This window comes from Protofrankia symbiont of Coriaria ruscifolia, from assembly GCF_900634745.1.
Classification (GTDB): Bacteria; Actinomycetota; Actinomycetes; order Frankiales; family Frankiaceae; genus Protofrankia; species Protofrankia californiensis.
The window spans coordinates 1-22,448 of sequence record NZ_CAAAFR010000191.1 but is presented as its reverse complement, the minus strand read 5'-3'; the positions used below and the strand labels follow the sequence as shown (position 1 = coordinate 22,448).

Sequence of the window (22,448 nt, the reverse complement as noted above, 5' to 3'; positions counted from 1 at the left end):
ATCACCATCCCGCCGGCGCGCAGCGTTCCTGCGGCATCGGGCGTTCCGACCGCTTCTTTCGCGCGACCGACGGCCGCGACCGCGTGCACGGCGGCAACGGCCTGGGCATGTCCATCATCGCCGCGGTGGCGGCGGCCCACGGTGGTACCGCTGAGGCATCCAGCGTCCTGGGACGTGGGACCACCGTCCGGATCACGTTGCCCATTCACCTTTCTGCCTATCACCAGGCGGGATCACCCGGGTGAGACGAACCGCCGTGGCCGGCCACGCCAATAGTGCCGGCCACGGCGGTTCTGCGCGTGTTCAGCTCCGGCAGGTGGCACCAGAACAGGTCGCAAGCTCGTTCAGACGCGTGTCGAGGTCGGCGACCAAGGCCGCGTTCTGAACCTTGCCTGCCGGGGTCGCGAGCAGGTTGGTGAGCTGGTAAGGATCGGCGTTCAGGTCGTAGAGCTCGTGTTCGTGGACCTGCGGTGAGCGGTCAAGGTCATACCAGCGGACATAGAGGTACCGTGCGGTCCGCAGGCCGCTCCACGGCGGTATGTCGAGGTAGACAGCGGTCGCTTTTCCCACTGCCTCGGCGGCGATCCCGTCCTGGCCGTCGACACCGGGGCCGGCGTACTGACCCAGCAGATCGGTACGCCAGGATGCGGGTTCCTCACCATGGAGCAGCGGGACGAGTGACTGCCCGTCGACGTCCGGTGGAATGCTCACCCCGGCCAGCTCAAGAAAGGTCGGGGCGAGGCCTATGTGGGCGATCATGTGCCCGTCCGTGCCATGTTCGATTCCGGGACCGGCGATAACCAGGGGTACCCGCATCGACTCGTCGTAGGGCGCCTGCTTGCCGATCAGCCGGTGCGCGCCCAGGTTGTAGCCGTTGTCCGAGGTGAAAACGAGGTAGGTGTTGTCCAGCTCACCGATCGAGCCCAGGGTTTCGACGATGCCCCGTACCATTTCGTCGAAGGCGTACAGCGATCCCATCCGGTTCCGGTAGTCCGGGCCGTTGGTCGCGGCTAACTGCGCGGACCGCGCCTTCGCGCTCTGTTGGAGCCACCACGGCTTGTCCGAGACGTCCGGTTCATTGAAATTCGGAGTCCGCGGTGCGGCGTCGTCGGCGAACGGGTTGTCGGCATGCCGTGGGGCCGGGGGCAGCGGAAGGGCGGCGCCGTGGAGGCCGCGTAGAGGAAGAACGGCTCGTCTCCGGCAGCCGCCCGTCGGATGAAGTCGGTGGACTTGGCGGCGACGACATCGGTCGAGTAGTTCGCCGGATTTTCCGGGCCACCGTAGTCGACGATCGTGCCGTTCTCGTTCAGCGCGTAGTTGTAGCCGGTGTAGAAGAAGTTGTCGACGCTTCCGTACCATTCTGACCAGCCCGGCGGGATGTGCGTCGGGTCGTCATCGATCCCGTTCATGTACTTCCCGACCAGAGCGGTGTCGTAGCCGGTGTCGTGCAGGTACCTGGCGAAGGTTTTCTCCTCGTTGCCGTTCGCCGCAAAGGTGGCCCAGCCGCCGACGTCACCGGCGTTGGTGAGCACCCCGGTGTTGTGGCCGTATTTACCGGTGAGGATGGTACCCCGCGCCGGGCAGCAGATCGGCGTCGGAGCGAAACCGTTCGTGAACGTCATGCCCTTGTCGCGGATCAGGGACGCCGTGTATGGCATGGCCTCCCAGTAAGGCGACGTAGTCTGGTCGAGGTCGTCAGCCAGGACGAACACAAAGTTCGGCCGATCGTCATTCGCCGCCGCGTTCACCGTGGCCACGGACGGGGGCCCCGACGGATCGGGTGCCGGCGACACCGTGGAAATGATGCCGATGGCAAGAGTGGTGACGCCCAGCAAGCTGGCCACGCCAGAACAGGCACGTGTTCTCAGGCGTCGATACGGTGCGAACACCAGATATCTCCTGTCGAGGATGTCGGATGGACGAACAGAACATCTCACCGTGACATCTGACAGGCGTCTATGCTTCGTGAGGGTTCCCTGCGAATCTCTCCGCGAGAGCCTCTGCTCCCGGCCGGCCGTCGAGATCAGGCCGCAAGACGATCCAGATGATCCGGTTCAAACCGAGTGGTCAGCTTTTAGGACCCGAGAGCCATCGGAAAGGCCTCATAGCCGCGCAGCACCCGGGTCGGCCTCCGGCGGGGCTCACCGGCCGGCATCAGGTCCGGGTAGCGTTCGAACAGTCTGCACAGGCCGATCTCACCTTCGAGTCGGGCAAGTGCGGCGCCGAAACAGTAGTGGATGCCGCCGGAGAAGGCCAGGTGTTCCCGGGCGTTGGGCCTGCGGATATCGAACCGGCCCGGATCGGTGAAAACATCCGGATCCCGGTTGGCGCCGCCCAGCAGAGCGGTCACCAGTTGCCCGGCGCGTATCGGAAACCCACATATCTCGGTGTCCTGGCGAGCGAATCTGGCGGTGGTCTGGACCGGTGACTCGTACCGCAGGATTTCTTCGACGGCGTTCGGCCACAGCGCCGGATCGTCACGCAGGAGCATCCGTTGTTCGGGGTGGGCCAATAACAGGGCGGTGCCGTTTCCGAGCAGGTTGACGGTCGTCTCGAAGCCAGCCGCTAGCAGCAGTTGCGCAGTCGCGGTCAGTTCTGTCTCGCTCAGGCGTTCGCCTTGGTCGACGAGGAGGACGAGTCTGCTGAGCAGATCCTCGCCCGGGTTGTTGCGCAGCCGCCTGAAATGGTCGCGCAGCCAGCTGTTGATTTCTCGAAGAGCGTTCTCCGCATGCTTGTACGTCCGGTCGGGCAGGCCGATGTCAAGAGTCGGCGCTGCCGCGGTCCCCCAGGCCAGGAACTGGGTACGCATGTCGACCGGAACGCCGAGGATCTCGGCTATCACCGTGACCGGTAGCAGGCTGGCGTAATGGTCGACCAGATCGACCCGTTCCTGGTCCGCCATCTTCTCCAGGAGTTCGTCTGCGGTCTCCTCGATGCGGCCGCGTAGGTTCCCGATGGCGATCTGACGGACCCGGTAGATCACCTGATGATCTATCGGGTCCGCTTCTCCGGTGTGTCCGGAGGCTTCAGAAGGTGCTCGTCACCACGTCGGTCGGGACGGCCCGGAGCCGACGCTGAGGCGGTCGATGCCTATCTCGATGTCGTCGAGGTCGTCCGCACTCAGGGCGAGTGTGGCGGCTGCGATCCAGCCGTCGACCTGGGACGGGCGGCGCGCACCGGCGATGGCCCCGGTCACACCGTCGAAGGCGAGGGTCCAGGCGACGGCGACCGCGGCAACGCTGACCTCGTGCCGTTTCGCCACGGTCCGCAGGACGTCGGCAAGGGCAAGATTGCGATGTAGCGGCTCGCCGGTGAAATCAGGTGACCTGCGCCGCCAGTCATCGGCCGGCAGGCCGGCCGAGCGCTGGGCAGACCATGATCCGGTAAGGAGTCCCGACTGCATCGGGCTGTAGACGATGACTCCGATGTCGTGCTTGGCGCAGTACGGCAGGATCTCCGCGGCGGCTTCCCGCCTGATTGCGGAGAACGGTGGCTGGAGGGCCTCCACACCACCCACCGGCCCGACGCGTTCGAGCAGCTCGACGTCGAAGTTGGACACGCCCACCGACCGGATCTTCCCTGCCGTGCGCAGTTCGTGCAGCGTCGCGACGGTGTCCTCGACCGGTGTGCCGTCCTGCGGCGGCCAGTGCAGCTGGTAGAGGTCGATCCGGTCGACGTTCAGCCGTCGCAGGGACGCGTCGACCTCCCGCCGGATTGAGCCGGGAGAGCCCACCTGGGCGAAGGCACCACCCGCGGGCTGCGAATCGTCCCAGATCAATCCGCACTTGGTGAACACGTATGGACGGTCCGCCGCCGCGATGCCCGCCAGGGCTCGTGCCACGATCTCCTCGGAGTGCCCGAGGCCGTATCCGGCCGCGGTGTCGATCCAGTTCACGCCGGACTCGGCCGCGTACCGGATGGCGGCCACGGACTCCTCGTCGTCCTGAGCGCCCCAACCGAAGGCGTAACCGGTGCCTCCGATTGCCCAGGCCCCGAAGCCGATCCGGGTGATATTCATACCGGTCGTGCCGAACGGTGTCGTAGGAAGAGTCACTGTCACTGCCTACCCCCATGCGAGATCGGAACTCCGGGCGACTGACCTCACCGGCTGTTATCACCGTCCGGCTGTTATCACTGCTCGGCAGGTATCACCGTCCGGCCGGTATCGCCACCGGTGAGGTGTTACCCGATGTTCCGGCGGCTGACTGCAAGCTCTGAACGCTCCACAAGCATGAAAGCATCCGAGGAACCGGCCGTCGCGGCGTCGACGGTGTCATGATTATCCAGTTGACACGCGTACCTGCACACCGAGAGTAAGATCTATTTACGCAATCTTGACTTAAGAGCGTCCTAAAGATCGGGAAAGAGCGGCACGTCGATCATTAATAGACCGGCCGGTTCGGTCTGTTTCGTCGCCGGGTCGGTGGCCGCGTTCACCTCGGCGGTCAACAGATCGGCGTCCGCCTCGGCAACGGGAAGGTTACGACGTTCCAGCAGCTCCCGTACGCGGACGTGGTGGACGACCGGGGTCACGGCGGTGATGTGCCGGATCAGCGTGGTGAAGAACTGCGGTGGGGCCACGTCCGCGGGTACGGCGTCACGTCGAACCCGCACCCCCGCCCAGCCGGTCTGCCCGATGTCCGCGCCGCCAGCCGCGCCGGCGGTCGGGTCAGCGATGGTGTCGTCCCACTCGACGAGGACGAGGGCGGTTGTGGTGTAGCCGTCACTGTCAGCACCCGCGCCTGGTCCACCCGGTCCGCCCATGCCCGCGCGCAGCTTGCGGATCATGTCGATGGTCCGTTCGAACGCCTACTCGAAACGATTCGGTAAATTCTTGCCGAATGAGGAGACCTGCGCCTTCGTGCTGACCAGGAGCTCGGGGCCGCGTTCCCAGCGGGAGATCACGACGTCGACCTGTTTGTCATAGGCGCGCCCGAGGATCACCGCGTCGGCCGGAGTCACCGCCGGCATCGCGCTCACCCGGGCTCGCACCTCGTCGGCCAGTGATTTCGGCAGCTTGTCGAGCAGCACGGCCACGTCACGCGGCAGCACCCTCGCTTGGTTGGCTCTGGGCCACACCTCGTCGGCGCCGAAGCCGGCGCGGCGCAGCTCGTGGGCGATCCAGGCGTCGATCCCCTTGGCGAACGCGCCGCTCTCGGAGGCCTCGCCGCATCGGACCGGCTGGGTCAGCAGCTCACCGAGCAGGTCGTAGCCCGGTTCGTAGGACGGCTCGGCGCCGGCGGTGTGCCGCCACGGATCCGTCGTGGGATGGCGGGCGAGCACCGGCTCGTAGGCGACGAGCTTGTCCGGGCGGCGGCTCATGTGGGTCCGCCGTCCGCACGGCCCGGGTCCGCACGGCCCGCGCGGGCATGGCGCCGGGACCACAGGGCGTGGCGAGCGGTCATGACCTCCCCGATGACAGCGGTGTCCAGCCCGATCCCGCCGGCGAGCAGCACTTCATCGACGCCTGCCACCGCGTCGGTGAGCCGTCCGGCGGCCAGCGCGCGCACCACTCCGTGGCGGGCCGCGGACAGCTGCGGACGCAGCCGCTCGACCAGCTCCGGGGTGGGTAGCAGCAGCCGGGCTGCCTCACGCGGTTCGAGTTTGAGCATGCCGCCGCCGTAGGCACGCCCGACGGTCTCGGCGGCGAGCATCGTCACGGAGTTCAGCGCGGCCAGCGGCAGCAGGTCCCGCCCGGTGCGCCGGTGTTCGGGGACGAGGGCGACCCCGTGGACGGAGTTCAGGTGCGCAACCCCGGCCCGGTTGGTCGCCAGCTGCGGTGTGTCCGCGTTCATGTAGGTCAGCAGCAGATCCGCGGGCGTGACCGGGAGGGGGACCTGCCACCAGGGATTGCGGATGCGGCACTTGTAGGCCAGGTCGACCTCGGCGCGTTCGCCCTCGGCGATGTAGGCACGGGCAGCCGGGGACGGCCTCGGCCCCGGGCGGAACAGCAGGGTCGCCAGACCCGTGTCGGTCAGCCGCTGCCAGTCGCTGGCCCGCAGGGTAAGGGCACGTAGGTGCCGGGAGCCCGGCGGCGAGATCGGTACGAGATCGTCGTCGTCGAGACCGAGCGCGGACGCCTTGTCTCGGCTGAGGGCAAAGTAACGGTTGTTGCCCGTCACCGCGCCGAGCGTCGTGCGGCCCCAGGTCGCCAGCGTCCCGAAGAGGCTGGCGACGGTGAGCTCGAGCAGGGTCCGACGGGCGGCAACGCTGATCAGTACGGGCATCCAGGATGCCTGCGGCTCGGGTGTCGGTGCGCTCAGGGCCGCCATCGGGTCTACGGCCGCCATCGGGTCTACGGCCGTTACCGGATCTATGGCCGTTACCGGATGTACGGCTGTTACCGGGTGTACGACTGCCGTCGGGTGCACGGCCGCAGGCAGGCTCGGTCCCCGCCGGCACGCCGGGTCGCCGGTCGGGCCCGCGGTGTGCCCCGCCCCGGTAGCTGCGAGTTCGACCAGGTCGTGAACCTGGTGGACGTCGAAGCGATCGGTCGGTCCGGTGCCCTCCGCGAGCAGTAGCAGGACCTCCTCCTGCACCCCGGGGAAGACCCGTTCGATGAACAGCACGAGCTGGACATGCCGGAAGCGTTCCAACAGGAAGCGCCGGACGGGTGCGGCGTAGTTGACCGACAGCAGCTCGGCCGGGAGTACCAGGCCGAGGCGCCCGGTGGGGCGCAGGAACAGTGAGGCGTGCACGGTGAACGCGGCCCAGGAGCTGGCAAGGCTGGTCAGGCGGACACCGGCCCGCAGGGCTGCGGCCTGGGCCCGCATGCGGACTTCGCCGTGGAATTTCTGGTACCGCACGTACGGCGGGTTGCCCACGACGGCGTCGAAGTCGGGCCGTGCCGGGACGGAGAAGAAGTCGGCGACAGTGATCTCGGCCCGCTCGCCGCTCGCCGCGACAGCCAGGGTCGCCGCGGACGCGCTCGGTGCGTGTAGTTCGATCCCGTGCAGCTGGGCGCCGTGTGGGTGGTTGTCGTGGCTGCCGTCGCAGGGCTGGTGGCCGCGGCCGCCGTCCAATACCCGCAGCCGGCGGGCGGCTGCCAGCAGGAACGCCGCCTCACCGCAGGCGGGTTCGAGAACGCTGTCCCACTGGCCCCGGAGCGCCCAGGTGACTATGTGGTCACACAGTGCTGTTGGAGTGAAGAATGCCCCACGAATCTTACGGTGAGTAGCCGGATCGCTGGGTTCGGCTGCTTTCCGGGCGGCTGGGACCTCGACCCCGCCCAGTAGTAGGCCTCCGGTCGTCTCGGACCTGCCGGTGACGTCGGGGGCGCGGGCCGTCTCGGGGGTCGGGGTTGCCACGTTCGAAACCCTAGAGCCCGGCGCAGACAGTTCTTCCGGCGCGTCTTCCCGCTTGTCTCCGGTGCGCCATCCCGTACCCTTCCGGCTGGGGTATGCGCAGGTTGGGACCGGTCCTTGTCCGCAGGCGCGCAGGCCTTCGCCGGGGCCGCCCCAAGCCCCATGGCCGATGGTTGCAGTGGGTTACCTGGGATGTTGTGGCACCACCCGGTGCGTGAGGTATGTAGTGGACTTCCTTGCCCGGAGGGCTCCCGCCATGGCCTGTAGCCGTGTAGCGTCTTCCATGGCCAAGTTCGGCAGTTGGCGTCTACAAGGGACGCCGACGACGAACGCTGACGTGGGAGAACCAAAATTTCACGCCAGACGGTCCGGGGCCCGCGCGGTGTGGGTCCTGACTGCACCAGCAGGGAGAACGGCGCGTGGCTCAGGGCACGGTTAAGTGGTTCAACTCGGAGAAGGGCTTCGGCTTCATCTCCGTGGACGGTGGCGGTTCGGACGTCTTCGTCCACTACAGCGCGATTGACATGGACGGCTACAAGAGCCTGGAAGAGGGGCAGCGGGTCGAGTTTCAAGTGACCCAGGGGCAGAAGGGTCCACAGGCTGACGCCGTTCGGGTCGTCTGAGCCACGAGGGACGTAACTCCGACGTAACTTCACAGTCATAAGGCGAGGGTCCGTCATCTGAACCAGGGCGGGCCCTCGTCGTGTTTCGACTCGGCGTTCGGCAAATCATCGCCAATCACCGTGAATTGCGCTTCGTCGATTCATTCCTTGCATCTCCCGAGCTTGAACTGATCGGTGTTTTCGTGGATCCTGACCGGATGTCCGCGTAGGTCTCGACCGTTTCTGTTGCGTCCGATTCGACATGGATCGCCTGCCGGGTTCGGCGTCGATCGCGGTTTATTCACTTTTTCGCCGCCTGTGTGCACCGGGAAACATCTTCCCCGGTGCTCCTGTCACGTCGCGACGCCGCACCGCACGGCATCTGTGTTTTTCCTCGTCAATCGTGTTACCGTCAGACGTTTCCATCGTATCGTGATGGGAATCACATCCGGTCGGATTGCGTCACATCGAGTGAAAGCAGCGGGCTGTTCGGACGACCGGTGAGTGGACTTTCCCGACTTTCACAAGCCGTATATCGCCGGCGGCGTCACGGTTGAATCCTTTGCATGCCGATCTGACCTATGGTCTGCTGATCGTTACTGATCGCGGGACACCAGCAGTTCGGCGATCTGGAGGGTGTTGAGCGCCGCACCCTTGCGGAGGTTGTCGCCGCAGACGAACAGGGCCAGCTCGTGCGGGTCGTCGGGGGACTGCCTGATGCGGCCGACCCAGGTCGGGTCGGTACCGACGACGTCTGCCGGCGTGGGGAACTCGCCGGCCGCCGGGTCGTCCAGCACGGCCATACCCGGCGCCGCGTGCAGCACGGCCCGCGCGGCGTCCGCCGTGACCGGACGTGAGAACCATGCGTGCACAGCTACTGCATGAGTCGTGACGACAGGCACCCGCACGCAGGTCGCGGACACCTTGAGCCCGGGAATCCCCAGGATTTTGCGTGATTCGTTTCGGATCTTCATTTCTTCGGACGACCAGCCCCCGTCCCTGGGTGAACCGGCCCACGGCACGACGTTCAGCGCGAGCGGAGCCGGGAACGGACCGAGTCCGTCCGCGCCGATCGCCTTGCGGACATCGCCCGCGCTCTGGCCGAGGCCACCGTCGCCCGCGACCGTGGAAAGCTGGGCGTAGAGGGTGTCGATACCGGCTTGACCCGCCCCGCTGGCCGCCTGGTAGGAGGTCGCGACCAGAGATTCCAGGCCGAAGACGCGGTGCAGCGCGCCGAGGGCGACAATCATCGACAGCGTCGTGCAGTTCGGGTTGGAGATGATCCCGCGGGGCCGGTCGGTAACCGCGTCCGCGTTCACCTCAGGAACGACAAGGGGGACGTCCGCGTCCATCCGGAATGCCCCTGAATTGTCAACTGCGATCGCACCGCGGGAGGCTGCGATCGGTGCCCACTGTTTCGAGACCTCGTCCGGTACGTCGAACATGGCGATGTCGACGCCGTCGAAGACTGCCGGGGCAAGTGCCAGTACCTCGACTTCCTCGCCACGAACCCGCAGCTTGCGCCCGGCGGACCGCCCCGAGGCGATCAGGCGGATCTCGCCCCAGATGTCGGGACGTTCATCCAGCAGCGACAGCATCACGGTGCCCACAGCACCGGTCGCTCCGACCACGGCCAGCGTTGGACGCCGGGCCGAATGCGCCGGTACCGGTGCTGAATGCGCCGGCGCCGGTACCGGAGAATGCGCCGACGCTGACGGCGATGCTGATGCCGACGTCACGGTTGCCCTCTCGTGAATCCTGCCGGTCATCGACCGGTTCCCGCGTAGACGACGGCCTGGCCGTCGGGGTCGCCGAGTTCGAACGCGCCGTGGACGGCCCGCACCGCAACCGACAGGTCGGTGTCACGGATGACCACCGAAATCCGGATCTCCGACGTAGAAATTATCTCCACGTTGACGCCGGCGTCAGCCAGTGCCCCGAAGAACCGGGCCGATACTCCCGGATGCGATTTCATTCCCGCACCGATCAGGGAAAGCTTGCCGATGTGGTCGTCATACAGGGTTCGTTCGAACCCGATCTCCGCGCGGACCTTCTCCAGCGCGTTCAGGGCGTTGCGGCCGTCGGTCTTCGGCAGGGTGAAGGAGATGTCGGTCCGGCCGGTACCGGCGACCGAACCGACCTGGACGATCATGTCGAGATTGACGTCGGAATCGGCAACCGCCCGAAACACCGCGGCAGCCACTCCGGGTTTGTCCGGGCAGCCGACCACGGTTACCTTCGCTTCTCCCTGGTCGTGCGCGACTCCCCGGATAATGGCCTGTTCCACGAGTTCTGCCTCCGCAATCTCGGTAACCCATGTCCCCGGCCTCGACGAGAACGACGAGCGGACGTGTACGGGGACCGTGTAACGGCGTGCATACTCGACGCATCGAAGCATGAGTACCTTTGCCCCGCAGGCCGCCATCTCCATCATCTCCTCGTACGAGATGCGTTCGATGCGGCGGGCGTCCGGCACGATCCGCGGGTCGGCGGTGAAGACGCCGTCCACGTCGGTGTAGATCTCGCAGAAGTCGGCGTTCAGGGCGGCTGCGAGCGCGACGGCGGTTGTATCGGAGCCACCCCGACCGAGCGTTGTCACGTCCTTGGTGTCCTGGCTGACGCCCTGGAAACCGGCGACGATCGCGATGGCGCCCTCGTCCAGGGCGCTTCGGATGCGTCCCGGGGTGACGTCGATGATGCGGGCTCTGCCGTGTACCGAGTCGGTGATCACCCCAGCCTGGGATCCGGTGAAGGAGCGAGCCTCGGCGCCCAGGTTCGAGATGGCCATGGCCAGCAGCGCCATGGAGATGCGCTCACCGGCGGTGAGCAGCATGTCGAGTTCGCGGGCCGGTGGGAGGGGGGCGATCTGTTCGGCAAGGCCGAGCAGATCGTCGGTGGTGTCACCCATCGCGCTCACCACCACGACGACGTCGTCACCGCAGCGGCGCTGATCCACGATCCGCTCGGCGACCCGTTTGATCCGGTCGGCGTCCGCCACGGAGGAGCCACCGAACTTCGCCACGACGACCGCCATGGGTCCCAGGTTACTTGGGTCTCTCCCAGGCTCATCGCCTCGCTTGGCGACGCGCCGATCCCGCGCATCGCTTTGCCGGGCGCGAAAACATGATCGTACTGCGCTTTTGGCGCTCCAGGGCTCGGATGCTGGAAGAGTTGCGGTCGTGTTGGTCGTGGCGCCGGCATGACCCGTCATGTACGAATCCCGACCTGGGGTGGGCGTGTGACCTCGCGTGTGCGAGGGTTCTTCCGGTATCCATTGTCGGACATCAGTCGGGACAACCCGCTACGACGCGGACCCCGATCGGAAGGGACGATCTGCACATGGCCATCAGCCTCGCCAAGGGCGGCAACGTCAGCCTCACCAAGCAGGCGGCCGAGGCGGGCACGCCCCAGCTCACCGCGCTGACGGTCGGGCTCGGTTGGGACGCCCGCACCACCACCGGAACCGACTTCGACCTGGACGCCTCCGCCATCGGCGTGAAGGCCGACGGCAAGGTTCTCACTGATCAGCACTTCGTCTTCTTCAACAATCTGAAGTCCCCGGACGGTGCCATCCAGCTCACCGGTGACAACCTCACCGGCGCGGGGGAGGGGGACGACGAGTCGATCGTCATCAACCTCGGTCAGGTTCCGGCCGAGATCGACAAGATTGTCGTCCCGGTGTCGATTTACGGGGCGCAGGAGAGGCAGCAGAACTTCGGCCAGGTACGCAACGCCTACATCCGTGTTGTCGACCAGACCGGTACCGAGTTGGTCCGTTATGACCTGTCCGAAGACTATTCCACCGAGACGGTCGTTATCTTCGGTGAGGTTTACCGCAACGGTGCCGAATGGAAGTTCCGCGCGGTCGGTCAGGGCCACAACGACCTCAGCGGTCTTGCCCGTGACCACGGCGTCAACATCTGACGTCTCCACGATCAGCGTGCCGGCGGTCGGCCGTTCGTCCCGGACGGCCGGACAGCCGACCGCTTGTCGGTGAATGGCAACAGCGTGTGACCGGTAGGCGCCTGTCGGAACTGGGAACATCAGGAACATGACACCGACAATGATCGGCTGGCAGGTCACCACCCCGGCTCCGGCAGCGGCGCGGCCGCTGCGCCGGGCGGTCGTCCCGGTACCCGAACCGGCTGCCGGCCAGGTCCGACTGCAGGTTGTGGCCTGCGGTGTCTGTCGCACCGACCTGCACCTCGCCGAAGGTGACCTACGGCCGCGCAAACCCGGCACCATCCCCGGACACGAGATCGTCGGCTACGTCGACTCGGTCGGTAGCGGGGTCGACGGCGTTGCTGTCGGTGACCGCCTTGGCGTCGCCTGGCTGCGGGAGACCGACGGTACCTGCAGCTACTGCCGGCGCGGCGCGGAGAACCTGTGCACGGCATCCCGCTACACCGGCTGGGACGCGGACGGCGGCTACGCCGAGTACGCCGTCGTCCGTGCCGACTACGCCTACCGGCTGCCGGGCGGCTACTCCGACGGGGAGCTGGCGCCGTTGCTGTGCGCGGGCATCGTCGGCTTCCGGGCCCTGCGCCGGGCGGAGCTGCCATCCGGTGGCCGGCTGGGGATCTACGGTTTCGGCGCGTCCGCCCACCTGGCTGCGCAGGTGGCCTTGGCACAGGGAGCGCGGGTCCATGTCATGACCCGTTCCGAGGCGGCCCGCCGGCTTGCGCTCTCGCTCGGTGCGTTGTCGGCGTCCGGTGCCTATGACGCACCGCCGGAGCCGCTGGACGCCGCGCTCCTGTTCGCCCCGGTCGGTGATCTGGTGCCGGTCGCGTTGAGCGCGCTCAACCGGGGCGGGACGCTGTCGGTTGCCGGCATCCATCTGTCCGACGTGCCGGCGCTGAACTATCAACGGCATCTGTTCCAGGAACGATCCCTGCGCAGCACGACCGCGAACACCCGTGCGGACGGCCGCGAGTTCCTGGAGATTGCCCGCCGGCACCACCTCGCGGTCACGGTCACGCCGTACCCGCTCGACCGTGCGGACGAGGCACTGATCGACCTGGCGGCGGACCGGGTCAACGGCGCCGCGGTCGTGTTCCCGTCCGGCTGAGCTTCCCGTCCGACTGGGCGCGACAGACAGCCGATCATCGCTCGGTTGGTCGGTGGTTGGTCGGTGGTTGGTCGGTGGTTGGTCGGTCGATGGTCGTTCTGCGGTCGGCACGGGACCGCGGGACGTTGCGGGACGCTGCGGGGCATCAGGGTCACTTGACGGAGGTGAGCCGGCGCTCGGCGGAGCTGAGCAGGTCGGACACTTCCCGACTGAGATAACCGATGGTGCCACGTCCGATCTGCCGGCGGCGCAGGATGCCGGCTGCGACGAGCTCTTCGGCCGCCGCCCAGGCCGCCTGCGGCGGGACGTCCAGCAGGCGCGCCGCGCTTACCTCCGTGATCACCGGGGATTCGGACAAGGCGGCCAGCAGCCGGTCGGACACCGACGGTTCCCACGGCCTGTTCCGTGGCGCAGTTGTCCGGTTGCGAAAAGCCGATAGCCGGACGTCCCAGGAGCGGCGCAGTTCAGCCAGCTCCGCGGTGAACGCGCGGGCCTCCTCGACGGCAACGACCACGGCGTCCAGAAAGAAGGTGAGCCACTGGTTCAGCGCTGTGCGGGCAACCATGCTGTTCGGCGGGCCTTCATGGCAGAAGGCGGTCAGCGCTCTCACGTATTCGCGCGGCCGGGTCATGAAGACGAGGCTGACCGGGAGCACGGCCCGGCCGAGGAGCCCTCGCCGCGCCAGAACAGTATGGATAAGCGTGCGCCCGACACGCCCGTTGCCCTCGTCGAACGGTTGGATCGTCTCGAACTGCGCGTGGACGAGCCCGGCCTGGATCAAGGGAGGGTGCGGGCCCTCGGACGCGTACGTGGCAAGGTCCGCCATCAACCTCCCCACAGCGGATGCGGGCGGCGGTATGAAAGCGGCGTCGAGCGGGTTCCACTCGCTTCCCCCCAGCCAGGTCTGCACGGTTCGCGGGCCGGTGCTGGAATGGCCCGGCAGCAGGGTACGCTGCAGGTCGACGATGCCGTCCATAGTGATCGTCCCGGCCCGGGCGACATCGGTGACCGCCTGGCGGAGCGCGATGATGTTGCGGGCGACCCTGCGTGCACTGGTGCTGAAACTTTCGACGACGGTGTCGGGAGCGGCTGCGACGGCGAACTCGGCAAGGGCGACCTGCTGCGGGGCGACCCGGATCCCTTCCATCCGGGACGACCCGATGGCCTCCGAGCGGAGCAGGAAGCCGGCTACCCGGTCCAGGCCCACCGCGGCCGTAGCACTTAGCGAACGGATGCCGGCTTCGATGGCCATGGCCCGTGAGACGAGATCTTCCTGGAGTACCGGCGGGTAGGCGGCAAGAAGGTCGGGGCAGTAGGGGCGGTACACGCCCACGCGGCGTCCACGCAGCGGCGCGGCCGGATCCGGGGACCAGAGCTGTTCCCCGTATCGACCCATCGCCGGATTCCTTTGTTCCTTTGTTTTCAGCATGCCAAGACCAGCAGAGTGCAAGACCAGCAGAGCGTATGGATTGTCGGAACTCCTGACCTCACGGTCGTGCTGGCCGGCTCCGGCCCAGGAGCTGTAGAAGCCCGATGGCGGTTGCGCTGAGTGTGGCGGCGACGAGCACGTCCCGGGGCAGCAGGTCGGCGGACTCCCGCTGGATGCGCCCGTGGAAGCGGTCGAAGCGGCGCGGCCACGGGCTGCGCCCGACGAAGTAGATTCCGATCTTGTCGGTGTCGGGAAGGCAGGCCCCGCTCATGCCTGCGAGGAGCGCAAGCCTGCGTCCTGGGGGCGCCGCCACGGTCAGGATGCCCATCGCGGCCAGTCCTGCCACGCCGTCCCGTCGGGCTACGGGAATCCAGCCCAGGCCCGGACCGGTTCCCCAGTGCGGCACCATGTCCATGGCGAGGTGGGAGGCGAATCCGGCGGCAAATGCGGGAAGCGGCCGGCGCAGTGCTGTGCCGATCAGCGCTCCGGCACCCACGTGCGCACTAATAATCATCAGTCGTATGCTCCTGACCTTCATGGGATCCATGGCAGTTTCCGGTGGTCACGTTGCCCGGTCAGAACAACGTATGCACCAGTCGAGTGTGTCTGGCGGTGTCCGTGCGCCGAAGAGGGTCACACCGTTGCGTCCCGCTACCATCCCGTCCGGGGAGCTGGCCTGTGGGACGTGGGTTTCCGCAGGATCCGGCTTTACGGACCTCCCGGAGCGGCTTTGTCTAGACGACGACGCGGCGGCCTTCGAAGGCGCGGCCGAGGGTGACCTCGTCCGCCCATTCCAGATCCCCGCCCATGGGCAGGCCGCTGGCCAGACGGGTGACCTTCAGACCCATGGGAGCGATCTGGCGAGCCAGATATGAAGCGGTGACCTCACCCTCGGTATTCGGGTCGGTCGCGAGAATCAGTTCGGTCACCGTTCCGTCGGCGAGTCGGGCGATCAGTTCCCGGATGTGCAGATCGTCAGGACCGACCCCGCCTATCGGATTGATCGCCCCACCGAGGACGTGGTAACGCCCGCGGAACTCCCGCGTCCGCTCGACGGCGACGACGTCCTTCGGCTCCTCGACGACACAGATCTGTGCCGGATCACGACGGTGATCGGAGCAGATCCGGCACAGTTCCGCCTGCGCGACGTTGAAGCACGTCCGGCAGAAGCGGACCTTGTCCTTGATCTCGTTCAGCGTGGTCGCCAGTCGCCGTACATCCACGGGATCAGCGGAAAGCAGGTGGAAGGCGATCCGTTGCGCGCTTTTCGGGCCGATACCGGGCAGCCGGCCGAGTTCGTCGATCAGATCTTGGACGATCCCCTCGTACATCGTCACCGACCTGTCTCAGAGTCCGCTGTTCCGGTGGTCGCCATTCTGCTGATCATTCTTTTGGCGGGTATGGCCGGCAGGTGTTCGCCCGCTTGAGAGCTGCCCATCCCGCGCATGTCATCCCAGGCCGGGGGCTGCTGGCCCCGGGCCGAACCCGCCCGGCAAACCTGCCGGGCCACCGCCGAGTCCGCCAGGACCACCAATGCCACCAGGACCGCCGATACCGCCGAGCCCACCGAGGACATCGCCGAACCCGCCGGTGACCTGGCCCATCCGTTCGGAGGCAAGCTTGCGCGCATTGTCAGCGGCGTCCCTGACCGCCGCGAGGACGAGGTCGGCGAGCGTCTCGGTGTCGGCCGGATCCACCGCGGCGGGGTCGATGGCGAGATCGACCAGTTCACCCCCACCGGTGACCGTGGCCTTCACCAGACCTCCTCCGGCGGTGCCGTCGACCCTGGCGTCGGCAAGTTCCTGCTGGGTGGTCAGCAACTCGGCCTGCATCCGCTGGGCCTGCTGAAGGATCTGGCCGATGTTCGGCCCGGCGCCCGGTGGTATCTGCGGGTTCGGCATGCTCACGAGCCTACGTCCGGGCTCCGGCGCTACCGCCCTGCCGGCCACTTGGTGCCCTGCCGGCCACTTCGCACGCACTCGAGGTGCACTCGCCGACCATGCGGCCTCCGTGTCCTACGGATGTCACTTTGTGGGCTGTTCGATGATGGTGGCGCCGAGACCGGCCCGCAGCAGTGCCATCGCCGCATCCTCGCCCGACAGCGACCCGAGGACCTGGGCCTCCGGCAGCGCGAAAGGAACATGATCATGCTGCCTTTGGCTCTCTGGTGACGAATCGGAATGCCCGGATGTGTCGTCGTCCGGGGACGGCTCGTCATCGACCTCGCTATGGCTGGTTGCCGGGCTGGCCGCCGGGCCGGCTGGCGGTGGCGCCGAGGCCGTCGCCAGAACCGTGGGTGACACGCGTGGCATGTTTGTGTTGCTGTGAGTGGTCGTACCAGCGTGCGCAACGCTGCGTGGATGCCGTCGTTCAGCCGGTGCGGCAGCGTCTGGATCCGGCCGTGGGGCTGCCTGCGCCTGTGGTGCCTGCTCCGAGATCAGGGACGCCGACGGGTTGTCCGGATGCCGGACGGCCGCCTGTCGCTCAGGTGATGCCGCCTGGCGCTGCGGCGACGTTGTCGTCGCCGGCGGCGCCACAGCGGGCACGGTGTGGGTGGCAGCGCCGAACGCTGTCGATGAACCGGATGCCGTCGATGAGCCAGACCCGCCGGGACCGGGTCCCGCGCCCGCGCCCGGGCTCGGGCTCGGATCGCTCGACCAGCTGGATCCACCGAAACCGCCCGACGGACCAGCGTTGCCGGAGGAGGCTGTTCCACCGGGTGGACCACTCGGCGGTCCGCCGGCCGCTCCGATGGTGACCCGCCAGGTTCCGCCGGCGACCTCGGCCAGCGCGGCGCACAGGACGTCCACGTTGCTGCCCTGCCCGAACATCCGGGCGATCGTCGGCACCGAGAAGGCCAGGATGACCTCGTCGCCACGGACGTCCGCGACCGATGCATATTCCTGCAGCAGGGCATGTGTGGCAGCTTTGCGTGACCGGGCCGCACGCAGCACGTCGCCCCAGATTGCTCGCAGTCCTCCCGTGTCGAAATCGCCGCCCGGGCCGCCTGGCCGTGCTGCGGGGGGAGCGGGAGGGTAGAAGACGGGTCCGGGCTCGGGCGGCGGCTGTATCCGGGTCGAGGGAGCTCGGCTGGCCGTGCCGGGCGCTGGCGCCGGAGTGGTCGCGGCGGGCTCGTGCGGGGCCTGGACCGACGCGGCCGGACCTGGTGTGGCGGCCGGAGCCGTCGTGCCGGCCGGGGCCCCCGGCTGCGTGCCCGCGGCCGTAACCGTGGTCGTACCGGCAACACCCGTAGTCGTACCCGCAGCCGTGACCGGGGCGGTGGTGCTGGTCGTCCCCCCCTGACGTTCCAACCGCTCGATGCGGACCAGTAGCGCTGACGGGTCGGAGCCCGCGGCGGGCAGCAGCGCGCGTGCCAGCATCAGCTCGAGCAGGAGCCGTGGGCTGGTCGTTCCGCGCATCTCGACCAGGCCGGTGTGCACGACATCGGCGGCGCGGGAGAGCTCGGCCTGGCCCATCCGTGCGCACTGGCCACGCATCCGTTCGAGCTGGTCGGCCGAGTAGGTCTCCAACAGTCCCCTGTCGGGGGCGTCCGGGACGGCCGCGAGCACGATCAGATCCCGTAGGCGTTCGAGCAGGTCCATGGCAAAGCGGCGCGGATCGTGCCCGGAGGAGACGACCTTGTCGATGACGGTGAAGGCGGTGGCACCGTCACGCGCGGCCAGGGCGTCGACCGCCTCGTCCAGCAGGACGCCGTCGGTCATGCCGAGCAGTGCGACCGCCCGGTCGTAGCGCAGGCCGTCCGGGCCGGCCCCGGCAAGCAGCTGGTCGAGAACGGACAGTGAGTCACGTACCGACCCGGCGCCAGCCCGCACGACCAGCGGTAACACCGCCGGGTCGACATCCACGCCCTCCTGCGCGCAGACCGACGTCAGATGGTCACGCAGCACCCCGGGCGGAACCAGCCGGAACGCGTAGTGGTGCGTCCGGGACCGGATGGTGGCGATGACCTTGTCCGGCTCGGTGGTCGCGAACACGAACTTCAGGTAGGACGGGGGCTCCTCGACGACCTTGAGCAGAGCGTTGAAGGCCGCCGCGGTGACCATGTGCGCCTCGTCGACGACGAACACCTTGAAGCGCGCCGAGGCGGGTGCGAAGAACGCACGCTCTCGCAGATCGCGGGCGTCGTCGACCAGCCCGTGGGAGGCGGCGTCGATCTCGGTGACGTCCATGCTGACCCCGCCGCGGATCGACACGCACTGTTCGCAGACCCCGCATGGTTCCGGTGTCGGACCGTTCACGCAGTTCAGGGATGCGGCAAGGATGCGTGCGGACGACGTCTTGCCGCAGCCGCGCGGCCCGCTGAACAGGTAGGCATGGTGGAGACGGCCGGTGCGCAGCGCCTGCATGAGCGCGCCGGTGACGTGCTCCTGGCCGACGACCTGGGAGAAGGTCGCCGGACGGTATCGGTTGTACAGCGCACCGCTCACTGGACCACCGGCTTACCTGCCTCGTCGGAACCCAGGACCACGACCTCGTAACGAAGGACGACCCCCCGCGCACCCGCCAGAGCCTGCTTACCCTTGCTGCCTTCCGGCCCTGGGGGAGTTCACGAGGGTGACGCCGCGCGAGGGGTCTGCCCGACAGTCTATGGCCTGCTGGAGGGATCTTCGCTGTGGGGTCGACCTGTCATGGGTAATCGTTATCCGGTCGACAAACCACAGCGAAGTATTTCATACCATTCAGTCTCGCGACGGCCCGAGTGCACGCCGTGCGAAGGTAGCGGCACCCCGATCGCCCGCAACGCGCAGGAAACTCGGTAAGATAGAGCATGAGCATCAGTATTCGCAACCAGATTTCCGGAACTGTGACTGGAATCACTTCGGGAGAAGCGATCAGTACTGTGAAGATCCGTCTGGTCGCCGGGCAGGAAGTGACTGCCGCGGTGACCACCGAGGCGATCCGGGATCTTGGCATCACTGATGGGTCGCAGGTCCGGATCCTGGTCAAGTCGACCGAGGTGGCCCTGGCCGTGAACGCGGTGTCCGGGCTGAGTATCCGCAACCAGATCCCCGGCACGGTTACCGGGATCGAACAGGGTGGGGCGATGGCCGTCGTGAAGGTTGCCATCGAGGGAGGGGACCAGATCACCGCCGCGATAACCAAGGCGGCTGCCACCGACCTCGGTCTTGCGCAGGGCTCCGCGGTCACCGTCCTGATCAAGTCCACGGAGATCGCGATCGCCGGCGTCTGACTCGCTGGGGATCGCCCCGCCCGGCGCCTCCATCGCCCGTCGGATCCGATAGGGTGGCTAGCGGAGGATTCGCCTAGTGGCCTAGGGCGCACGCTTGGAAAGCGTGTTGGGGGCAACCCCTCGCGAGTTCGAATCTCGCATCCTCCGCCGTGATCTTTCTGGTTTTGATCTTCGACGTAACCTTCCGACCAGCCGAAACGCCGATCGATATGATCATCTTTGGCTCACCCGTGGTGCCGGTACCCGCATGGTCCCCACGCCGCGCGGGATTGCCGCCGACACCGTCTCGGCCGCCTTCTGGCCGGTTGACCGGAGGATGTCCTGGTCCGGGGCTGGCGGTTACGTCTACGAGACGGAGCGCGCGGCGCCGGTGTGCCGGCTCGGCGGGTGCGGTCGGACCGTCCGCCATGGTGAGCGCTACCGCTCCGAGCCCATCTCATCGAGAAGATGCGCCGACGGGTCGCAGCCGCGCGCCACTGCCGAGATGAACCGCCTTGGCATCGATCCTCTCGACGCCTACCGGGAGCGTGCGGCCGTCGAGGGACGCGCCGCACGGGCCGAAGCCGCGCGCGCCGAACTGCGCGCGATGCCGCAGCGACCGGCGTTCAACGGCGACGCCTACATCGTCAGCCTCCGGTACCGCGCAGCCACGGCCACCGGACGCGGACCGGGCGCGGTGGGCGGCCCAGCGCCGGGCCGACGAACGGATGATCGCACGCATGGCGGTGTGACGTTCCCGTCCCGCGACGATGCCCGCCGTTGCCGGTCGGGGCATCGGTCGTTGGATCAGGGCCGGGTCGCGACGTAACCTCACCCGCCGGTGCGCGTCTCCCACTCGGCCCGGGTGATGGCGTACACGTTGTTGTCCTTCCACGGGCCGATGGCCGACGCCTCGCCCTGGAAGGACATGCCGAGCTTCCGGGCGATCCCGTTCATCCCGGCGTTGCCCCGGTTGGTGAACGTGACGATCTCGTCTAAGCCGAGGGTGGCGAACCCCCACGTGACCGCAGCACGGCATGCTTCCGTGCCGAGTCCTTCCCGCCAGCGGTCCCGGCGGATGGACACGGCGACCTCGACCCCGGGCCACCCCGGGCCGTAGTACAAGCCGGCCCGGCCGAGGAACTCCCCGGTGGCCTTGTCCTCGACCGCCCACATGCCATGTCCGAGCAGCGCCCACATACCGATCAGATGGGTGATCAGCCGCTCTGTGCCGTCCCGGTCGAACGTGCCGTTGAGGTGGCGCATGGTCTCGTCGTCGGCGTTCATCGCCGCGTACGGGTCGATGTCCGCCGGCCGCCAGGAGCGCAGGATCAACCGGTCCGTGACGACGGTGGGTATGACGATGACGGTCGGCTCGCCGAGCTGGACGCTCATGCCGTCAACGCCGGACGTGGCGCGGTCGCGAGCCGCTCGCGGAAGTCGACCACGGCAGGCAAGCCGCGATGGTCGGTCAGCATGCCCAACATCTCCCCGGCTCGCTGGGTCACGGTGTGCGTGGGATGGCCGTCGACGACGTCCAGGACCTGGACGCCGATCCGGGCTGCTTCTTCTGGTTCGGGCCGCTGCCGGCTGATCAGGGAGGTTGCGAGGGTGAGCAGGGCATGTCCCCACTCTTCCCGGTTCGCCCGCGGCCCGGCGGCTTCGTGCGCCGCCACGGACCGGCGGGCCCACGGTTCCGCCTCCTGACCCTCTCCGATCGAAGCGAGAGTGCTTGCCGTGAACATGCCCGCCGCTGCCTCCCCGAGCGGTAGATCCCCCGGCCGGGGTGGATCGTCGGCCAAGGAGCGGTGCATCAGTGCCAGTTCGGCCCGTGCCGCCGGCGCATTGCCGAGGCGTCCGTGGGCACGTGCCCGGTAGGCCGCGTTCCGGGCCTGCAGGTACGGCGGATCGGGCGGGTACTCGCCGAAGACGGACACGGCTACGTCGTACCGGTTCCGGTAGTAGGCGATCCCCGAATGCATCCCGGCGACCGAGGCGAGCAACACCGCGTCCTGTGTCTGCTCGGCGTACTGTCCGGCGAGCACGGCGAGATGCCGGGCGGTGGTGAAGTCGCCGAGGTTGAACGCCAGCCGGGAGGCGAAGTAGGACAGCCGCCCGGCCGCGAGGCTCAACCGATGATGCACGGCCAGGCTGCTCCGGCCCTTCAGCGCGGTGTCGACCTGCACCCAACGGCGCTCGACCTGGGGCAGGAGCACGGTGTGCGGAGTGGTGAAGGCGTAGATCGCGGCGATCCGGTCGATGTCGTCGTCGATGTCCACGAGTGTCAGCGGGTCGGGGTCTCCGTGCGCGATCTCCCGGGAGGTGTCCGCGGCGAGCATGGACAGCATGGTGAAGGCGCCTGCCCCCAGCATCTGCCGCCGGTCCGTAGAGCTCGCCTCCTCCCACGGTTCGGGGATACCAAGCCGCGCCCGGTGGATCCGGGCGCGCAGCTCGACCAACTCTCCACCGGCACCCACCGCGGTGTCGATGGCCCGGATGACCGTTTCGACGGAAGCCCCACGCCCTTCTCAGCCTTGCTGATCCCGGCCCTGTCGAGGTGGGTGCGCCGGGCCAGCTCGGCGAGGCTGTGAATGCCCGCGGCGAGGCGTAACACGCGGATGCGGCTCGCGAGGTGCGCGACCGCGGTCTGATCGTCCACCTGTGTGCCCTCCTTCACGGCGTGACGACACGTGCGTGAGATGTGTGTGACGGGTGCGTCAACGGCAACTCACCCCGTCACAGCTAGTCGGCTGTCGCGCACCGTCATGGAATGTGTCGCGTCGGCACGATAACCGGCCGACCACACAGACGAGACGCAAATAGGGGATGTCGTGGCACCGCCGAAGACGTACAC

At 67.7% G+C, this 22,448-nt stretch carries 21 protein-coding genes, 1 tRNA gene, 1 other RNA gene and 1 pseudogene; 7 read left to right on the top strand and 17 right to left on the bottom strand.

Annotation, left to right across the window (positions count from 1 at the left end):
* Positions 1–107: 107 nt before the first annotated feature.
* Entirely contained in the window at positions 108–245 is a 138-nt protein-coding gene (locus CV1CTNOD_RS22070; RefSeq protein ID WP_278043970.1) for an ATP-binding protein, read from the top strand.
* A gap of 58 nt (positions 246–303) precedes the next feature.
* Here CV1CTNOD_RS22070 and CV1CTNOD_RS27480 read toward each other — a convergent pair whose 3' ends face one another.
* The 7 genes and pseudogenes from CV1CTNOD_RS27480 to CV1CTNOD_RS25950 form a co-directional block, all read right to left on the bottom strand.
* Complete coding sequence (locus CV1CTNOD_RS27480) at positions 304–1,149, bottom strand: sulfatase/phosphatase domain-containing protein (protein ID WP_278043969.1); 846 nt, start codon at positions 1,147–1,149, stop codon at positions 304–306.
* A gap of 68 nt (positions 1,150–1,217) precedes the next feature.
* Positions 1,218–1,712 (bottom strand): annotated as a pseudogene (locus CV1CTNOD_RS27475) (sulfatase-like hydrolase/transferase); the annotation flags it as partial.
* Between the two features lie 362 nt (positions 1,713–2,074).
* On the bottom strand, positions 2,075–2,983 hold the full coding sequence (locus CV1CTNOD_RS22060; protein WP_207386605.1) for a cytochrome P450: 909 nt from the start codon (positions 2,981–2,983) through the stop codon (positions 2,075–2,077).
* A gap of 57 nt (positions 2,984–3,040) precedes the next feature.
* Entirely contained in the window at positions 3,041–4,018 is a 978-nt protein-coding gene (locus CV1CTNOD_RS22055) for an aldo/keto reductase (protein ID WP_131787922.1), read from the bottom strand.
* A gap of 332 nt (positions 4,019–4,350) precedes the next feature.
* Positions 4,351–4,788 carry a hypothetical protein gene (locus tag CV1CTNOD_RS22050; protein ID WP_131787870.1) on the bottom strand — a complete coding sequence of 146 codons (438 nt, stop codon included), beginning with the start codon at positions 4,786–4,788 and terminating at the stop codon, positions 4,351–4,353.
* A gap of 21 nt (positions 4,789–4,809) precedes the next feature.
* Complete coding sequence (locus tag CV1CTNOD_RS22045; RefSeq protein WP_131787869.1) at positions 4,810–5,322, bottom strand: hypothetical protein; 513 nt, start codon at positions 5,320–5,322, stop codon at positions 4,810–4,812.
* Entirely contained in the window at positions 5,319–7,307 is a 1,989-nt protein-coding gene (locus CV1CTNOD_RS25950; RefSeq protein ID WP_207386604.1) for an N-6 DNA methylase, read from the bottom strand. The genes CV1CTNOD_RS22045 and CV1CTNOD_RS25950 overlap by 4 nt, the downstream gene beginning before the upstream one ends.
* Positions 7,308–7,723: 416 nt before the next feature.
* Between CV1CTNOD_RS25950 and CV1CTNOD_RS22035 the strand changes: the two genes are divergently transcribed.
* Complete coding sequence (locus CV1CTNOD_RS22035) at positions 7,724–7,927, top strand: cold-shock protein (RefSeq protein ID WP_013872098.1); 204 nt, start codon at positions 7,724–7,726, stop codon at positions 7,925–7,927.
* Between the two features lie 575 nt (positions 7,928–8,502).
* Here the strand turns inward: CV1CTNOD_RS22035 and CV1CTNOD_RS22030 are convergent.
* Together CV1CTNOD_RS22030 and CV1CTNOD_RS22025 are read right to left on the bottom strand one after the other, a co-directional pair.
* On the bottom strand, positions 8,503–9,537 hold the full coding sequence (locus CV1CTNOD_RS22030; protein WP_431607172.1) for an aspartate-semialdehyde dehydrogenase: 1,035 nt from the start codon (positions 9,535–9,537) through the stop codon (positions 8,503–8,505).
* A 134-nt stretch (positions 9,538–9,671) separates the two neighbouring features.
* Complete coding sequence (locus CV1CTNOD_RS22025) at positions 9,672–10,940, bottom strand: aspartate kinase (RefSeq protein ID WP_131787867.1); 1,269 nt, start codon at positions 10,938–10,940, stop codon at positions 9,672–9,674.
* Positions 10,941–11,245: 305 nt separating this feature from the next.
* On the opposite strand from CV1CTNOD_RS22025, the gene CV1CTNOD_RS22020 reads away from it, so the two are divergent.
* Complete coding sequence (locus CV1CTNOD_RS22020) at positions 11,246–11,830, top strand: TerD family protein (RefSeq protein WP_131787866.1); 585 nt, start codon at positions 11,246–11,248, stop codon at positions 11,828–11,830.
* A 139-nt stretch (positions 11,831–11,969) separates the two neighbouring features.
* A complete protein-coding gene (locus tag CV1CTNOD_RS22015; protein WP_131787921.1) occupies positions 11,970–12,974 on the top strand; it encodes a zinc-binding alcohol dehydrogenase family protein in 1,005 nt (334 codons plus the stop codon).
* Positions 12,975–13,125: 151 nt separating this feature from the next.
* On the opposite strand, the gene CV1CTNOD_RS22010 is transcribed toward CV1CTNOD_RS22015, so the two are convergent.
* The 6 genes from CV1CTNOD_RS22010 to ffs all read right to left on the bottom strand — a co-directional run bounded on the left by CV1CTNOD_RS22010 (position 13,126) and on the right by ffs (position 19,001).
* Positions 13,126–14,370: a Fic family protein gene (locus tag CV1CTNOD_RS22010; RefSeq protein ID WP_131787865.1), complete on the bottom strand. Its 1,245-nt coding sequence runs from the start codon at positions 14,368–14,370 to the stop codon at positions 13,126–13,128.
* 91 nt (positions 14,371–14,461) lie between these two features.
* Complete coding sequence (locus tag CV1CTNOD_RS22005) at positions 14,462–14,917, bottom strand: hypothetical protein (protein ID WP_131787864.1); 456 nt, start codon at positions 14,915–14,917, stop codon at positions 14,462–14,464.
* Between the two features lie 220 nt (positions 14,918–15,137).
* Positions 15,138–15,734 (bottom strand): recombination mediator RecR, encoded by a 597-nt coding sequence (gene recR / locus CV1CTNOD_RS22000; RefSeq protein WP_131765207.1) that lies wholly within the window; start codon positions 15,732–15,734, stop codon positions 15,138–15,140.
* A 117-nt stretch (positions 15,735–15,851) separates the two neighbouring features.
* Positions 15,852–16,304 (bottom strand): YbaB/EbfC family nucleoid-associated protein, encoded by a 453-nt coding sequence (locus CV1CTNOD_RS21995; protein WP_131787920.1) that lies wholly within the window; start codon positions 16,302–16,304, stop codon positions 15,852–15,854.
* A gap of 123 nt (positions 16,305–16,427) precedes the next feature.
* On the bottom strand, positions 16,428–18,851 hold the full coding sequence (locus CV1CTNOD_RS21990; RefSeq protein ID WP_131787863.1) for a DNA polymerase III subunit gamma and tau: 2,424 nt from the start codon (positions 18,849–18,851) through the stop codon (positions 16,428–16,430).
* A gap of 53 nt (positions 18,852–18,904) precedes the next feature.
* Positions 18,905–19,001: signal recognition particle sRNA small type (gene ffs / locus CV1CTNOD_RS21985), an RNA gene on the bottom strand.
* 191 nt (positions 19,002–19,192) lie between these two features.
* Between ffs and CV1CTNOD_RS21980 the strand changes: the two genes are divergently transcribed.
* The 3 genes from CV1CTNOD_RS21980 (at position 19,193) to CV1CTNOD_RS21970 (ending at position 20,423) form a co-directional block, all read left to right on the top strand.
* Positions 19,193–19,615, top strand: a complete 423-nt coding sequence (locus CV1CTNOD_RS21980; RefSeq protein WP_131787862.1) for a TOBE domain-containing protein — start codon at positions 19,193–19,195, stop codon at positions 19,613–19,615.
* Between the two features lie 62 nt (positions 19,616–19,677).
* Positions 19,678–19,762, top strand: a tRNA-Ser gene (locus tag CV1CTNOD_RS21975).
* Between the two features lie 100 nt (positions 19,763–19,862).
* Entirely contained in the window at positions 19,863–20,423 is a 561-nt protein-coding gene (locus CV1CTNOD_RS21970; RefSeq protein ID WP_131787861.1) for a hypothetical protein, read from the top strand.
* 2 nt (positions 20,424–20,425) lie between these two features.
* On the opposite strand, the gene CV1CTNOD_RS21965 is transcribed toward CV1CTNOD_RS21970, so the two are convergent.
* Entirely contained in the window at positions 20,426–20,989 is a 564-nt protein-coding gene (locus CV1CTNOD_RS21965) for a GNAT family N-acetyltransferase (RefSeq protein WP_131787860.1), read from the bottom strand.
* Entirely contained in the window at positions 20,986–22,071 is a 1,086-nt protein-coding gene (locus CV1CTNOD_RS21960) for a transcriptional regulator (RefSeq protein WP_131787859.1), read from the bottom strand. The genes CV1CTNOD_RS21965 and CV1CTNOD_RS21960 overlap by 4 nt, the downstream gene beginning before the upstream one ends.
* Between the last annotated feature and the right edge of the window lie 377 nt (positions 22,072–22,448).

Excerpts from the sequence above, each read along its gene's own strand:
- CV1CTNOD_RS22070 (WP_278043970.1), top strand. The coding sequence starts at position 108 with ATGTCCATCATCGCCGCGGTGGCGGCGGCCCACGGTGGTACCGCTGAG.
- CV1CTNOD_RS22055 (WP_131787922.1), bottom strand. The coding sequence starts at position 4,018 with ATGAATATCACCCGGATCGGCTTCGGGGCCTGGGCAATCGGAGGCACC.
- CV1CTNOD_RS22050 (WP_131787870.1), bottom strand. The coding sequence starts at position 4,788 with ATGATCCGCAAGCTGCGCGCGGGCATGGGCGGACCGGGTGGACCAGGC.
- CV1CTNOD_RS22045 (WP_131787869.1), bottom strand. The coding sequence starts at position 5,322 with ATGAGCCGCCGCCCGGACAAGCTCGTCGCCTACGAGCCGGTGCTCGCC.
- CV1CTNOD_RS22025 (WP_131787867.1), bottom strand. The coding sequence starts at position 10,940 with ATGGCGGTCGTCGTGGCGAAGTTCGGTGGCTCCTCCGTGGCGGACGCC.
- CV1CTNOD_RS22020 (WP_131787866.1), top strand. The coding sequence starts at position 11,246 with ATGGCCATCAGCCTCGCCAAGGGCGGCAACGTCAGCCTCACCAAGCAG.
- CV1CTNOD_RS22015 (WP_131787921.1), top strand. The coding sequence starts at position 11,970 with ATGATCGGCTGGCAGGTCACCACCCCGGCTCCGGCAGCGGCGCGGCCG.
- CV1CTNOD_RS22010 (WP_131787865.1), bottom strand. The coding sequence starts at position 14,370 with ATGGGTCGATACGGGGAACAGCTCTGGTCCCCGGATCCGGCCGCGCCG.
- CV1CTNOD_RS22005 (WP_131787864.1), bottom strand. The coding sequence starts at position 14,917 with ATGATTATTAGTGCGCACGTGGGTGCCGGAGCGCTGATCGGCACAGCA.
- recR (WP_131765207.1), bottom strand. The coding sequence starts at position 15,734 with ATGTACGAGGGGATCGTCCAAGATCTGATCGACGAACTCGGCCGGCTG.
- CV1CTNOD_RS21995 (WP_131787920.1), bottom strand. The coding sequence starts at position 16,304 with ATGCCGAACCCGCAGATACCACCGGGCGCCGGGCCGAACATCGGCCAG.
- CV1CTNOD_RS21980 (WP_131787862.1), top strand. The coding sequence starts at position 19,193 with ATGAGCATCAGTATTCGCAACCAGATTTCCGGAACTGTGACTGGAATC.
- CV1CTNOD_RS21970 (WP_131787861.1), top strand. The coding sequence starts at position 19,863 with ATGGTCCCCACGCCGCGCGGGATTGCCGCCGACACCGTCTCGGCCGCC.
- CV1CTNOD_RS21965 (WP_131787860.1), bottom strand. The coding sequence starts at position 20,989 with ATGAGCGTCCAGCTCGGCGAGCCGACCGTCATCGTCATACCCACCGTC.